The organism is Micromonospora sp. NBRC 110037 (genome assembly GCF_001652995.1).
In the GTDB taxonomy this organism is placed as follows: Bacteria; Actinomycetota; Actinomycetes; order Mycobacteriales; family Micromonosporaceae; genus Micromonospora; species Micromonospora chalcea.
The window spans coordinates 1,921,239-1,935,317 of record NZ_BBVA01000002.1; the positions used below are offsets into that span (position 1 = coordinate 1,921,239).

General features: G+C 74.5%; 12 protein-coding genes. 7 read left to right on the forward strand and 5 right to left on the reverse strand.

The window, feature by feature from the left end; all coding sequences use genetic code 11:
* Positions 1-93: 93 nt before the first annotated feature.
* From A4R25_RS07845 to ctaD, 5 genes are all read left to right on the forward strand, one after another.
* Positions 94-1,125 carry a glucosyl-3-phosphoglycerate synthase gene (locus tag A4R25_RS07845; RefSeq protein WP_197494855.1) on the forward strand — a complete coding sequence of 344 codons (1,032 nt, stop codon included), beginning with the start codon at positions 94-96 and terminating at the stop codon, positions 1,123-1,125.
* Positions 1,126-1,144: 19 nt separating this feature from the next.
* Positions 1,145-2,299, forward strand: a complete 1,155-nt coding sequence (locus A4R25_RS07850; protein ID WP_064446134.1) for a glycosyltransferase — start codon at positions 1,145-1,147, stop codon at positions 2,297-2,299.
* Positions 2,300-2,386: 87 nt separating this feature from the next.
* Positions 2,387-2,839 (forward strand): DUF4383 domain-containing protein, encoded by a 453-nt coding sequence (locus A4R25_RS07855; RefSeq protein WP_043330186.1) that lies wholly within the window; start codon positions 2,387-2,389, stop codon positions 2,837-2,839.
* Between the two features lie 134 nt (positions 2,840-2,973).
* Positions 2,974-3,705: an ATP-binding protein gene (locus A4R25_RS07860; protein ID WP_064446135.1), complete on the forward strand. Its 732-nt coding sequence runs from the start codon at positions 2,974-2,976 to the stop codon at positions 3,703-3,705.
* 87 nt (positions 3,706-3,792) lie between these two features.
* Entirely contained in the window at positions 3,793-5,796 is a 2,004-nt protein-coding gene (gene ctaD / locus A4R25_RS07865; protein WP_064446136.1) for a cytochrome c oxidase subunit I, read from the forward strand.
* Positions 5,797-5,899: 103 nt separating this feature from the next.
* Here ctaD and A4R25_RS07870 read toward each other — a convergent pair whose 3' ends face one another.
* The 4 genes from A4R25_RS07870 to A4R25_RS07885 all read right to left on the reverse strand — a co-directional run bounded on the left by A4R25_RS07870 (position 5,900) and on the right by A4R25_RS07885 (position 11,983).
* On the reverse strand, positions 5,900-7,033 hold the full coding sequence (locus A4R25_RS07870; protein ID WP_064446137.1) for a SigB/SigF/SigG family RNA polymerase sigma factor: 1,134 nt from the start codon (positions 7,031-7,033) through the stop codon (positions 5,900-5,902).
* A gap of 244 nt (positions 7,034-7,277) precedes the next feature.
* Complete coding sequence (locus A4R25_RS07875; protein ID WP_064446138.1) at positions 7,278-8,687, reverse strand: hypothetical protein; 1,410 nt, start codon at positions 8,685-8,687, stop codon at positions 7,278-7,280.
* A 430-nt stretch (positions 8,688-9,117) separates the two neighbouring features.
* Positions 9,118-10,866, reverse strand: coding sequence for a thiamine pyrophosphate-binding protein (locus A4R25_RS07880; RefSeq protein ID WP_064446139.1), 1,749 nt, complete (start codon positions 10,864-10,866; stop codon positions 9,118-9,120).
* Entirely contained in the window at positions 10,859-11,983 is a 1,125-nt protein-coding gene (locus A4R25_RS07885) for a Vms1/Ankzf1 family peptidyl-tRNA hydrolase (RefSeq protein WP_030504049.1), read from the reverse strand. Before A4R25_RS07885 ends, A4R25_RS07880 begins: the two co-directional genes overlap by 8 nt.
* Before the next feature lie 142 nt (positions 11,984-12,125).
* On the opposite strand from A4R25_RS07885, the gene A4R25_RS07890 reads away from it, so the two are divergent.
* Both A4R25_RS07890 and A4R25_RS07895 read left to right on the forward strand, forming a co-directional pair.
* Positions 12,126-12,674 (forward strand): hypothetical protein, encoded by a 549-nt coding sequence (locus A4R25_RS07890; RefSeq protein ID WP_176722897.1) that lies wholly within the window; start codon positions 12,126-12,128, stop codon positions 12,672-12,674.
* A gap of 36 nt (positions 12,675-12,710) precedes the next feature.
* The gene (locus A4R25_RS07895) at positions 12,711-13,601 is read left to right on the forward strand and encodes an alpha/beta fold hydrolase (RefSeq protein WP_064446140.1); all 891 of its coding nucleotides are present in this window, start codon (positions 12,711-12,713) and stop codon (positions 13,599-13,601) included.
* Here A4R25_RS07895 and A4R25_RS07900 read toward each other — a convergent pair.
* A complete protein-coding gene (locus tag A4R25_RS07900) occupies positions 13,582-13,923 on the reverse strand; it encodes a DUF3817 domain-containing protein (protein WP_064446141.1) in 342 nt (113 codons plus the stop codon). The two genes, A4R25_RS07895 and A4R25_RS07900, sit on opposite strands and share 20 nt — an antisense overlap.
* Positions 13,924-14,079: the final 156 nt, after the last annotated feature.

Genomic DNA, 14,079 nt, shown 5'->3' on the forward strand with positions numbered 1-14,079 from the left:
GCCCGGTACGCACCTGGTGATCAGGTTGTCAGGCAAGATCCGGTTAGCGCGGATGCGGGATTGGGAAAACCATGGTTCGCGATTCCACCACTAATGGGGGTGCCCGTGCGGGAATCAGATTCGACCGTCTCACCTGTGGTGGAGGCGTGGGCCACGTACCGCACCAGCACCGCCGCCGACTGGCCGGCGCAGCGACTGGTCCGGGCAAAGGGAAACAGCCGGGTCAGCGTGGTGCTGCCGGCACGGAACGAGGAGGCCACAGTCGGCGCGATCGTGGCGACGGTCCGGGAGCACCTGATGGACCGGGTGCAGCTGGTCGACGAGCTGATCGTGGTCGACTCCCGGTCCACCGACCGGACCGCGCAGGTGGCGCGCGCGGCCGGCGCCGAGGTGGTCAGCCAGGACGCGATGACGCGCGGGCTGCCCCGGCTGACCGGCAAGGGCGACGCGCTCTGGGCCGGGCTGGCGGCGGCCGAGGGGGACGTGGTCGCGTTCGTCGACGCCGACCTGCGCGAGTTCCGGCCACACTTCGTGACCGGGCTGCTCGGGCCGTTGCTCACCGATCCGAGCGTGGACTTCGTCAAGGGCTTCTACCACCGGCCGCTGGTCGGCGCCACGAGCGTGGAGCCCGACGGCGGCGGGCGGGTGACGGAGCTGATGGCCCGGCCGCTGCTCAACCTGTTCTGGCCGGAGCTGGCCGGCTTCGTGCAGCCGCTCGCGGGCGAGTACGCCGGTCGCCGCCAGGTGCTGGAGCGGGTGCCGTTCGTCACCGGGTACGGGGTGGAGACAGCCATGCTCATCGACCTGCTGGAGCTGGTCGGGCTGGACGCGCTGGCCCAGGTCGACCTGGGCGAGCGCAAGCACCGGCACCAGGACACCGCGGCGCTGGGCCGGATGTCCGCGCAGATCATGCTGACCGCCTGGTCGCGGCTGCAACGGCGCGGCTGGGCGGCGCCCGGGGTGATGCCGGGCGCGCTGCTGACCCAGTTCCGCCGCGGCGGCTCGGAGGCGCTGCCCAACCTGGACCGCGAGGTCGTGGTCAACGACGTGTCGGTGCAGGAGCGCCCGCCGCTGGCGCAACTGCGGCACCGCATCCCGCGCCGCCGCCGGGTCGCGGCCGCGTGAGCGCGAGGAGGAACAACGCATGACGCTCACCGTGCTGATGAACGCCGGTCCGTGGCTGTCCGTGCCGCCGCCCGGCTACGGCGGGATCGAGAACGTGGTGGCCACGCTCGTGCCGGAGCTGCGCCGGCTGGGCGTACGGGTGGTGCTGGCCTCGGTGGAGAGCAGCACGCTGCCGGTGGACGAGAAGATCGCGGTCTTCCCGGACGGCCAGTTCCACGCGCTGCAACGGCCGTACAACCAGGTGTGTGGCGTGTCCCAGGCGCACCTGTCCGGGGTGGTGCGGGCGCTGCACGCCCGCGACGACATCGACCTGGTGCACGACCACGTGGAGGCGGTCGGGCTGGCCACGCTCGCGGCGATGGGCCCGGACGCCCCGCCCGCGCTGCACACGTTGCACTGGGACCTGGCCAAGCACCCCGAGCTGTACGGCAACCTCGACGGCGGCGACCGGGTACGGGTCAACGGAGTGTCCGCGTCGCAGCTGGCCCGCGCGCCGGAGGCGCTGCGCGCGCACGCGGTGGGGCACGTGCACCTGTCCACCCCGCTCGCGGTGGACGCGGACCGGCACGCCTCGGTGGCGAAGGGCGACCACGTGGTGATCCTCGGCCGGATCAACCCGGGCAAGGGGCAGGACCTGGGCGCGCGGCTGGCCCACGAGGCCGGTTTCCCGCTGGTGCTGGCCGGGCCGGTCGGGCCGTACCACCGGCCGGAGGATCTCGCCGCGGCCGGCGACGAGGCGCGGCAGAACCCGGACGTGCGCTTCTTCCACGACCACGTCGCGCCGTACGTCGACGGCGACCGGGTGCGCTGGGTCGGCACGGTGGCCGGGCGGGACCGCGACGACCTGGTCGCCTCGGCGCGGGCGTTGCTGTTCCCGCTGCGCTGGGAGGAGCCGGGCGGCACCGCTGTGGTCGAGTCGCTGGCGCTGGGCACGCCGGTGGTGGCCACCGCCCGGGGCTGTCTGCCGGAGCTGGTCGAGCACGGCCGCACCGGCCTGCTCACCGGCGTCGAGGAGGAACTGGGCGACCTGGTTCTCGCCGCCGGCGGCCTGGAGCCGGACGAGTGCCGGCGCGAGGCGGCCCGGCGGTTCACCCCGGCCCGGATGGCGCAGCGCTACCTGGAGCTGTACGAGCGGGTCCGCCAGGGCGCGGCGCAGCCGTTGCAGCCCGCCTGACGTACGCCGCCGGCCCGGCGTTTGCCCGCGCCGGGCCCGGGAAACCGTCGCTCCCCGCGTGGCGAGGAGGCCGGCGTGACGAACTCGATGGCGCACTCCCGGGCGCGCCGCAACCCGGCCGACGGCCGGGCGCCGGTGCGCCGGATCGCCTCCGGGTTCGCCGTGCTCCTGCTGCTGCTCGGCGCGCTGGGCTTCGTGCCCGGCATCACCAGCGACTACGCGGACCTGCGCTTCGCCGGCCCGGGGTCGGGCGCCCGGCTGCTGGGGCTGTTCCAGGTCTCGGTCGTGCACAACCTGGTGCACCTGGTCCTCGGGGTGGCCGGGCTGGCGCTGGCCCGTACCGTCGCCGGGGCCCGCGCGTTCCTGGTCGGCGCCGGGGCGGTCTACCTGGCGCTGTGGCTCACCGGCCTGGCGGTCGACCGGCGCGACGCGGCGAACGTGCTGGCGGTGAACCGCGCCGACGCCTGGCTGCACCTGCTGCTGGGCGCCGCCATGCTGGTCCTGGGGCTGCTCGCGTCGCGACGCGGCGACCGCCGCTGACCTGCGCCCCGGCGGCCCGGATGCCCGGTTTCGGGGGCCGGGGGCCCGGGTACGTCCGTAGTCCTCCGGCTGCGGGAGGCGGCGACCGCCGCGGCCGGGCGACCCTCCCCGACGAAACGGAAACGAGGACGGCGATGGTGACCCGGATCAGGTGCGAGGTCCGCGACGAGTCGCCGGTCACTGTCGTACGGCTGGCCGGCGCGCTCGACCTGGGCACGATGCGCGCGGTGCACGAGGTGCTGGACCGGTGCCTCGCCGCGCAGCCGGACGCCCTGGTGGTCGACCTGGAGGAGATCGAGGTCGGCGAGCCGCTGGCGCTGTCCGTCTTCGCCGCCGCCGCGCGGCGCGCAGCCGACTGGCCGGCGGTGCCGATGGTGCTCGCCGCGCCCTGCGCCGAGACGGCGGCCTGGCTGAACGAGACCACCGCCTGCCGGGTGGTGCCGGTGCGCCGGGACTGCGCCGAGGCGGCGGCGCTGGCCGGCGCGGATTCGGCGCCCCGGCTGCGGGCGCGGCTGGAGCCGGTGGCCGGGGCCTGCCGGCGGGCGCGGGAGCTGGTCACCGAGGCGTGCGGCAGGTGGAACGTGCCGGAGCTGGCCGGCCCGGCCTCGCTGGTGCTCAGCGAGCTGGTCGGCAACGTGGTGCGGCACGCCGGCACCCCGATGCAGGTGACGCTGACGCTGCGCCGGCCGTACCTGCGGGTGGCGGTGATGGACGGCAGCCCGGCCGACGCGCGCGCCGCGAGCAGCCGCGATCCGCGCGCCGAGGGGGGCCGCGGGCTGATGCTGGTCCGCGAGCTGACCCAGCGCTGGGGCAGCACTCCGGTCGGCGCCGGCAAAGTCGTCTGGGCCATGCTCCCGGCTAATTGACCGAATTCTCCGCTCTCGCCTGGTTACATGGGCAGAGGGCCGGGTACGCCCGCCCGTCCTGTCTGTCGTCACACGGGGTGAGATGCCATGCCCAAGCGGGTAGTCACGGAACCGGCACGAGACCGGGGGCCCGCGATCCTCGCGCCGGCCCGGTTCGGGGGATTCCCCGGGCCCGTACGGGAAGCGGTGAAGGGCAACGCGCTGTGGCGGTTGCTGCGCACCACCGACGCCAAGCAGATCGGCCTGCTCTACCTCGTCACGTCGTTCGCGTACTTCATCGTCGGCGGGATCCTGGCGCTGGTCATCCGGGCGGAGCTGGCCCGGCCGGGGATGCAGATCGTCTCCCCGGAGCAGTACAACCAGATGTTCACCATGCACGGCACGGTCATGCTGCTGCTGTTCGCGACGCCGCTGTTCTTCGGGTTCGCCAACTACCTGGTGCCGCTGCAGATCGGCGCCGCCGACGTGGCGTTCCCCCGGCTGAACGCGTTCGCGTACTGGCTCTACTTCCTGGGCGCGCTGATGGTCGTGGGCGGGTTCGCCACCCCGGCCGGCGCGGCGGACTTCGGCTGGACCGCATACACGCCGTTGAGCACCGCGCAGCACTCCCCCGGCGTCGGCGGGAACCTGTGGGTGGTCGGCCTGGCCGTGTCCGGCCTGGGCACGATCCTCGGCGCGGTCAACCTGATCACCACGATCGTGACGCTGCGGGCCCCGGGCATGACCATGTTCCGGATGCCGATCTTCACCTGGAACGCGCTGCTCACCAGCGTGCTGGTGATCTTCGTGTTCCCGCTGCTGGCGGCCGCGCTGATGGCGCTGGCCTCGGACCGGCTGCTGCACTCGCACGTGTACGACTCGACGACCGGCGGGCCGATGCTGTGGCAGCACCTGTTCTGGTTCTTCGGCCATCCCGAGGTCTACATCATCGCGCTGCCGTTCTTCGGCATCATCACCGAGATCATTCCGGTGTTCTCCCGCAAGCCGATCTTCGGCTACACCGGCCTGGTGCTGGCCACCATCGCCATCACGGTGCTGTCGATGACGGTGTGGGCGCACCACATGTTCGCCACCGGGCAGGTGCTGCTGCCGTTCTTCAGCATCCTGAGCTTCCTGATCGCGGTGCCGACCGGCGTGAAGTTCTTCAACTGGATCGGCACCATGTGGAAGGGACAGATCACGTTCGAGACGCCGATGCTGTTCGCCGTCGGCTTCCTGGTGACGTTCCTGCTCGGCGGCCTGACCGGGGTGCTGCTGGCCAGCCCGCCGCTGGACTGGCAGGTCACCGACAGCTACTTCGTGGTGGCGCACTTCCACTACGTGATGTTCGGGACCATCGTGTTCGCCGCGTTCGGCGGGCTCTACTTCTGGTTCCCGAAGATGACCGGGCGGCTGCTCGACGAGCGGCTGGGCAAGATGCACTTCTGGACCATGTTCGTCGGCTTCCACGCCACGTTCCTGGTGCAGCACTGGCTCGGCAACGAAGGCATGCCCCGCCGGTACGCCGACTACCTGCCCGGTGACGGCTTCACCACGCTGAACACGATCTCCAGCATCGGCTCGTTCGTCCTCGGCGCGTCCACCCTGTTCGTGATCTGGAACATCTGGAAGTCGTGGCGGTACGGCGCGATGGTCACCGTGGACGACCCGTGGGGTTTCGGCAACTCGCTGGAGTGGGCCACCACGTGCCCGCCACCGCTGCGCAACTTCGACCGGATGCCGCGCATCCGCTCCGAGCGGCCGGCGTTCGACCTCAAGTACGGCCCGCTCGTCTCCGACCTGGGCCGCGACCTGCCGCAGCGCACCACCAAGCCGCCGCAGAGCTTCCGCGAGGAGCTGCGCCACGAGCGGCACCTGCCGGAGTCCCCGTCGGCCGGCGGCGCGTACGGGGCGCCCGAGGCGGTGGACTACCAGCCCGCTCCGCAGTCCGGCGCCCGGCCGGTGGAGGTGCCGGTGCCGGAGGAGGTACGCCGGCCCAGCTTCGAGGAGACCGACGAGCCGGAGGACAGCGCGCTCAACGCCGAGCGCGACGACCAGCCCAACGACAGGTGGCGGCACCCGCGCGGGCACGGGGACACCCCGGAGAACTGAGACACCCGACGGGGGCCGGCGCCGTGCGGGTGCTGGCCCCCGTCGCGTACGCCGCGCGCCGGCTCCCGTGGTGGGAGCCGGCGCGGTACGTGCGTGCGGCGGGTCAGTCGGCGGCCGGCAGTCCGGCAGCGGTCAGCGAGCGGCGCACCGCCGGCTGCACCCGGGTCAGCCGCAGCGGCACCCCGGTACGCGCGGCGGCGTCCCGCCCGGCCATCAGCGCGGCGATCCCGCCGGCGTCGAAGCCACCCGCGCCGACCAGGTCCACCACCACCTCGCGGGGCTGCCCGGTGACCGCCTTGAGCACGGCCCGGCGCAGCTGGTCCGCGCCGGCCCGGTCGACCTCGCCGCCGACCTCGACCACCACCCGGTCGCCGTTCTGCTTCACCGAGATGCGGGCCTTCGCCGGCTCGGCCTCGGCGGCGCCGTTCTGCCAGGGCGGCGGCGCCTCGGCCAGCATCGCCTGACGCAGCCAGGTCAGCGCCCGCGACAGCAGCCGGGACACGTGCATCTGCGAGATGCCGAACCGGGCGGCGATCTCCGCCTGGGTCTGGTTGCCGTAGAAGCGCATCGCCAGGATGCGGCGCTCCCGCCAGGGCAGCCGGTGCAGCAGGCCGCTGACCGTGACCCGGTCGTCCACCGACTCCAGCGCGTGGTCGGACTCGCCGACCAGGTCACCGAACTCGGCCGAGCTCTCCCCGCCGACCGGCGCGTTCAGCGACGCCGGGCTGTAGCCGGCGGCCGACTCCAGCGCGGCGAGGATCTCCTCCTCCGGCGTCTCCAGCCGGGCGGACAGCTCCGCCACCGTGGGGGCGCGGGACAGCTCGCTGGTGAGCGTCGCCGTGGCCTGCCCGACCTCGAGGATCAGGTCGCGCAACCGGCGCGGCACGTGCACGCCCCAGGTGCGGTCACGGAAGTGCCGTTTGATCTCGCCGACGATGGTGATCGCCGCGTACGCGGTGAACGAGCCCCGTTCCGGGTCGTACCTGTCGACGGCGTTGACCAGCCCGAGACGGGCCACCTGTTCCAGGTCCTCCAGCGGCTCGCCGCGTCCCCGGTAGCGCCGGGCCAGCCGGCCGGCGAACGGCAGCGCGAACCGGACCAGGTCGTCCCGCGCCTCCTGCCGCCGTTCCGGTGGCAGTCCCTCGATCCGGGCCGCGTACGCGAGCGCCGCGGCGTCCAGGTCCTCCAGACCCCGGTCGGTGGTCGGTGGTGTGGGTGTGGTGGTCTGTCCGAACATCCGCGCCCCCCTCGCCGAAGGTCCCCGCCCGGTCGTAACCGGTCGTGCGCGTGGTCGGACCACGCACCGGGTGAGGAAGTTGGGTTACGTGACGGAGTACGTCGAAGGCGGTGGCCGTCCGCCGCACGGCGTCGTGGGCCGTTCCGCGGCGAGCGGTCTTCCCGCTCCGTAGGTACTCAATCACGGACCGCAGGATCGCGAGGAAGTTTCGCCAGGTTGCCCGGCAGCCGGTCCCGGCGGCGGTTCAGCAGACCAGCAGGCCCTGGTGCGCGCCCGCGTCACGCAGCGCGGTGAGGGCCTCGGCCGCCCGCAGCGGCGGCGGCGTGGGCAGGTCGCAGGGCTGGTTGCGCAACACCTCCGTGGCACGTCGGGTGGGTACCGAGGCGACCGGGTAGCCGCGGGCGGCACCCCGGTCCAGGGCCCGCCGCTTGCGCCCGAAACCGGCCACCGCCAGCCACTGGGGCAGGCCCGCGTGCGCGGGCGAGCGCAGGCCGGGCGGCTCGGGCAGCACGTCCACCGAGCTGAACGGCTCGCTGCCGGCCAGCCACCACTCGACGCCGGCGACCCGGCGCGCGGTGGCGTTCTCGCACCAGTAGGGCACCAGGCCGGCCCGCAGCACCTGCCCCGGATCGAGCAGCCGCCCGCACTCCACCACCAGCCGGTCCCCGGTCTTGCCGGCCCGCCGCAGCCAGCGCCGGTACAGGTCGGCGGTCACCGCGCTCAGCGCGTCCGGCTGCGGCACCACGACCCGGTGCAGCGGGTGCCCGTGCCGGTCCCCCGCCGATCGGGCGTCGTGCTCGAAACCGGACTCCACACCGTGCTCGGCGAACGCGCCCGCGACAGTGACCTCCGGCGTGACCCAGCGCGACTCGTCCCCGCCGGCGGCGCGCAACACCTGACCCAGCGCGCGGGCGTCCGGGTGGAAGTCGACCGGGTCCAGCCCGCCGGCCGGGCAGCCGGTCTGGAAGCTGTGCCCGTCGCCGCCGTCGCGCACCGGCCAGGTGCGGGCGTCGTGCAGCAGCAGCACCGGCGCGGCCGGTTCCAGCCGGTCGGCCAGGAAACGCGCGTACGCCTTCGGCAGCGTGCGCCAGCGCACCGCGAACGTCACCACCGCGCCCGCCGCCGCGCCCCGGCTCGCCGGGCAGTGCACCTGGCGTACGTGCACGCGCGGATTGGCGTCGAGCAGCCGGGCGGCCAGCGTGGCGCCGTGCGCGTACGCGGCGTCCGGGCGGTCCACCGCCCCCCGGCTCCACCGGGCGGTGATCTCGAAGCCGGCCGGCAACCACGGCACGCCGAGCGCCACCGCGAGGTGGGCGGCGGCGCCGTGCGGTGAACCGAGCACCACGCCGGGCCAGCGCCGGTCCGGGTACTGTCCGGTGAACCATCCGGCCACGCGCTCGGCGTCCACGGCGGCGATCTGGGCGGCGGTGAGCGCGGCCCGCCCGGCGGCCCGCGACGCGGCGGCCCGGCGTACCGGCTCGGGCGCGCCACCGAGGCGCGACAGCGCGCCCGGGTGGCCGAGGTCGCCGCAGTCGTCGCCGCGCAGCGCCCGGGCGGTCGCGGCGACCAGGGTCCGGGCGGCGCTGCCGGCCGCCACCACCCGCTCGGCGGGCAGTCCCGCGCCGCCGGCCCGTTCGACTCGTTCGCTCACCACGCGGCCCGGCTTCCCGTCCCTCTGGGGTCTAAACGGGGCATCTCCCCACGGGGCAGGACCAAGGCCCGCCCGGTGGCCGCACCGCCCGCGGCACCCAGGTACGCCGTCGCGCCGCGCGCCCGCCGTCACGGGCGGGTATGGGCCGGACCGGGACGGGCACTGCACGGCGCATGCCCGACGACGGGAGCACCCCGGCGGCGACCATCACCCCGTACCGGGACGGACCGCCGCGGGAACGCAACGACTTCGCGCTGGTCACGCCCGAGTATCGAGACGTCTCCGGGCCGCCCGGCGACCGCGAGCGCTGCCCCCCTGCCACCTCCCCCGCGATCTTGCACTTCGGTCCCCGGAAAACCGTCCTGAACCGGGCACTCGGGGGGCCGGAACTGCAAGATCGCGAGGGAAGAGAGGGTGGGCCGCCCGGATGCCGCTAGACGATCTCGTCGGCCGCGATGGCCTCGGTCTGGATCACCCGTTCCCGCACCCGGCGGGCGGCGTCCCCGTCGGCGACCAGGCCGCGCAGGTCGGCCAGCGCCGGCTCGGGCACGTCGAGCGGCGTGGACGGGTCCACCACCGCCTCCAGCACGGCGGGCCGGTCGGCCGCGAGCACCTCGTCCCAGGCAGCGCCGACCAGGTCCGGCCGGTCCACCCGTACGCCGTGCAGCCCGAGCAGGCGCGCCCACCCGGCGTACGGCACGTCGGAGCGTCGTCGCCCGGGCGTACGCCCGCCGCCCACACCGGACTGGTCCCGGTTGTTCAGCACCAGCACGATCAGCCGGGGATCGCGCCACCGCGTCCAGTGGTGTGCCACCGTGATCAGCTCGGCCAGGCCGTTGAGCTGCATCGCGCCGTCGCCGAGCAGCGCGATCACCGGCTCGTCCGGGCGGGCCAGCTTGGCCGCGACCGCGTACGGCAGCGCGCAGCCCATCGAGCCGAGCGTGCCGCACAGCCGCGCCTGCACCCCCGGTGGCAGCTCCAGGTGCCGGGCGTACCAGTAGACGACCGAGCCGACGTCGACGGCGACGGAGGCGTGCCGGGGCAGCCGGGCGGACAGCTCGTGGAGCACCAGCCGCGGGTTGACCGGCTCGGCGGGCGTGGCGGCCCGCTCGGCGGCGGTCTCCCGCCACCGGTCCACCATCTTCTCCACCATGCCGCGCCACTCGCGGTGGGGCTGGTCGGGCACCCGGGTCAGCAGTGCCCGCAGCGTCTCGGCGGTGTCGCCGACGAGCGGCACGTCCACCGGGTAGCGGGTGCCGACGCGCCGGCCGTCGATGTCGATCTGGATGGTGCGTACCTGGCCGGGCATCGGGAACCAGTCGGTCCACGGATCGTTGGTGCCGATCATCAGCAGCGTGTCGCAGCCGCCCATGAGTTGCGCGGCGGCGGTGGTGCCGACCTCGCCGAGCACGCCGGTGTGGAACGGCAGCCGCTCGTCCAGCACCGGCTTGCCCAGCAGCGACGTGGCCACGCCCGCGCCGAGCCGGTCGGCGAGCGCGACGATGTCCTCGGCCGCGCCGTGCGCGCCCTGGCCGACGAGCATCGCCACCCGCTGCCCGCTGCCCAGCAGCGAGGCGGCGGCGTCCAGGTCGGCGTCGTGCGGCAGCACCCGGGCCAGCGGCTCGCCGGGCGTCGCGGTGACCACTCCGGCGGTCTGCGGCAGCAGGTCCGGTACGGCGGTGACCTGCAACGCGCGCGGCAGCACCACGCAGGTCGGGCTGCGCGTCGCGGCGGCGGTACGGAACGCCTGGTCCAGCAGCGCCGGCACCTGCTCCGGGCGGCGGCCGTAGCGGACGAACTGGTTGCACACGTCGCCGAAGAGCCGGCTCAGCCCGATCTCCTCGTGCGCGCCGCCGAGCGGGCCGGTGACGTCCTCGCCGACGATCGCGACGACCGGCTTGCTGTCCAGCTTGGCGTCGTAGAGCCCGTTGAGCAGGTGCACCGCGCTGGGCCCCTGGGTGGCCAGGCACACCCCGACGCCGCCGGTGAACTTCGCGTGCCCGGTGGCCATGTACGAGGCGGTCTCCTCGTGCCGGGCGGGGACGAACGCCGGGTCCCCGCCCGCGTCGTCGAGCGCGCCCACGAGCGGGGCGATCGCCGCGCCCGGACAGCCGAAGACCCGCGGCACCCGCCAGGCCCGCAGGCGTTCGACCACCAGGTCGGCGACGATGCGCTCAGCCATTACCCCGCCCGGGCGTGCTCGCGTCGACGTAGCGCAGAACCGCGCCGACCCCGTCGGTCAGCTCCGGCGCCTCCTCGGGCGCGAGCACCGTCAGGTCCGCGTCGGTGCCGATCAGCGCGCGCAGCAGCGCGGCGTCGGCGCGTACCCGCTGGGGGTCGGCCACCGACATGTCCGACAGCTGGCCCGGGTCGGTGGCGATCTCGGTCGGCTCGGGGCCCACCCACAGCTCGCCGTCGGCGGACGGGTCGTCCACGATGAGCATGGTGTCGACCTGGTTGCGTTGCAGCGCGGAGACCACGGCGTCGAGGCCGGCGCCGACGTCCTCCTGCACGCCGAAGCGGTCCAGGGCGGCGGTGACGCGCCGGTCGGCGACCTCGGCGACGGTCTGCGCCGTGATGTCGTCCATCAGCGTGTCGTCCGCGCCGACGTCGCGGGCGCCGGCGTCGGTGCGGACCAGCACGTCCTGCCACCGTTCCGGCAACTGGGCGGCGATCATGCCGGTGGCGCGGATGTCCCCGGCCACCACCACGACGTCCGCGCCGACCCGCTCGGCCAGGTCTGCGGTTGCGGCGGCGGCGTCACCGGCGTTCTGGTGCCACGCCTCCATGGCGGCGCGCTGGTAGCGGGACTGTGACCAGCCGCCCGGCTGTACGCGCCGCAGCTGCCGGCTCTGTCCGCCGGTGACGTGGGCGCGGCGCGGCACGCCGCCGGCGCTGACCGCCATCGCGTCCGCGCCGGTACGGTCGGCCAGGACCCGCACCCAGGCCACCTGTTCGCCGCGCTGGGCCACGAGCGGCATGGTGTGCGGCAGGGCCGACCAGCTCGCCAGGTCACGCAGCGGCGGCGCGGACAGGTACTCGGTGAGCACCACGCGGCCCCGGGTGGCGAACACGGCGATCCCGTAGTCACCGGGCATCGGCTGGTGCCGGCGGACGACCTCCTCCACCGCCTCGACGGTGACCGGGTCGGCGCCCTGGCTCAGCAAATCGCCCTTGAGGGCCCGCCAGCGCAGGTCGACCTGCGCTCGCGCGTCCTGGGTGTCGCGGGAGGCGTCCATGTACACCGAGCACCAGGGCCCGGGACGGTTGTAGAGCGGGCGCAGGAAGGACAGCTGCATGCTCGACCCCTTTCCGGCTCGGCCGCACGCATACCCGCGCCCCGGCGGAGTTCACCTGCCGGCCGCCCGGGCGTGACCGGTGTTCATTCACGTCGTTCAACTCCACGGGTCGATACCATCTGTGCACGGATCGGAACTCTCGGTGGTGAACATGGACACGGAGCTGCATACCCGTCGCGTCGTCCACCCGGCGGAGCGCGTCGTCACCGGACGTCTCGTCCGGTTGATGGAGGGCTACGCCCGGGAGGTACGGGTCGGGCAGCCGGCGCTGGTCGCGGTGCTGACCGCCGCGGGGGTGGTGGGGCTGCTGCTGAAGGTGGTACGCGCGTTGCTCAGCAGCGGTGGCGGCGGGGCCCGGCGCAGTTTCAAGGAGCTGAAGAAGGGGCCGGAGTTCCTGGTCACCCCGGTCCGGGTCCGCGACGCCGCCGGCCGGCTGGTCGAGGTCGAACTGCACGGCCACCTGCCGCAGAGCGCGCTGCACCCCGGCGACCACGTCCAGCTCACGCTGCGGGCGCAGCGCGACGAGGATCTGCCGCCCCGGATCGAGCGGATCGTCAACCTGACCACCGGGCAGCTGCTCACCCCGCGCACCGCCACGCTCTGGTCGCACCTGGGTCCGGCGCTGCTGCTCCAGGCCGTGCTGGGCGCCGTGCTGCTGTTCGGCGTGGCCGCCTGCTCCGCGCTGACCTAGGTTTCCCCGTCGCCGGTGGCGGGCACCGCTGCGGCCATGTTCGCCGGATTCACGCTCACCGAGATCGACGCCGGCGCGGTGCGCCTGCGCGTACGCCACGGCGGCTCCGGGCCGCCGGTGGTGCTGCTGCACGGGCACCCGCGTACCCATGCGACCTGGCACCGGGTGGCGCCGCGGCTGGCCGCGCGCCACACGGTGATCTGCCCGGACCTGCGCGGCTACGGCGGCTCGTCGAAGCCGCCGAGCGACCCGGAGCACACCGTCTACTCCAAGCGGGCGATGGCCGCGGACGTGGTCGGGCTGCTCGACGCGCTCGGCCACCGCCGGGCCGCCGTCGTCGGACACGACCGCGGGGCGTACGTGGCCATGCGCACCGCCCTGGACCACCCGGACCGGGTGAGCCGCCTGGGTGTGCTGGACGGGGTGCCGATCGGTGAGGCGCTGGCCCGCTGCGACGCCCGGTTCGCCGCCCGCTGGTGGCACTGGTTCTTCCTCGGCCAGCTCGCCAAACCGGCCGAGCGGGTGATAAACGCCGATCCGCACGCCTGGTACGGCGGCTCACCGGAGGAGATGGGCGAGCAGGCGTACGCCGACTACCGCCGCGCCATCCACGATCCGGCCACCGTGCACGCCATGTGTGAGGACTACCGGGCCGGGCTCGGTCCGGACCGGGCGGCGGACGACGCGGACCGCGCCGCCGGACGCCGGATCGGCTGCCCGGTGCTGTTCGCCTGGTCCGAGCGCGACGACATGGTCGACCTGTACGGCGACCCGGCCGCGATCTGGCGGGACTGGGCCGACGACGTGCGGACCGCCTCGATCCCGTCCGGGCACCACATGGCCGAGGAGGCGCCGCGGGAGCTGACCGACGTGCTGGCCGGTTTCCTCGCGGAGGACCTTGCCTCGGTCAGCGACCGGCGGGGGTGAGCGGTCGCGCGACCGGGGCCGGCGCGTCGAGCAGGCCCCGGCGGCGCGCCCAGCGCTCGAACAGCACGGTGGCGAACGGGGGCACCGCGCTGACCAGGGCCAGCCCGGTCTGCACGAGCGTCCAGCGGCGCCGCCGGGCCACCACGAGCGTCAGCAGTCCGTAGACCACGAACAACGCGCCGTGGATCGGGCCGAAGATCTTCACGCCGATCTCGTTTCCGGGCGGCCCGTACTTGACCGCCATGCCGGCCAGCAGCGCCGCCCACGAGCAGCCCTCGGCGAACGCCGCCACCACGAACGCCCGGATCCACCCGTCGCGCATCAGCCACTCCCCTTCGCGCCGTCGGCGGCCATGCTAGCCGCCCGGGCCGGGCGGCCCGGACGGAACCCGCTGCCCCGCGACGGGGATCACCGGGGCCGCCACGGGGTACAGAAAAGGGTCTGGCGGACCTTTCCTGACCCGCCACTCCGTGCGAGG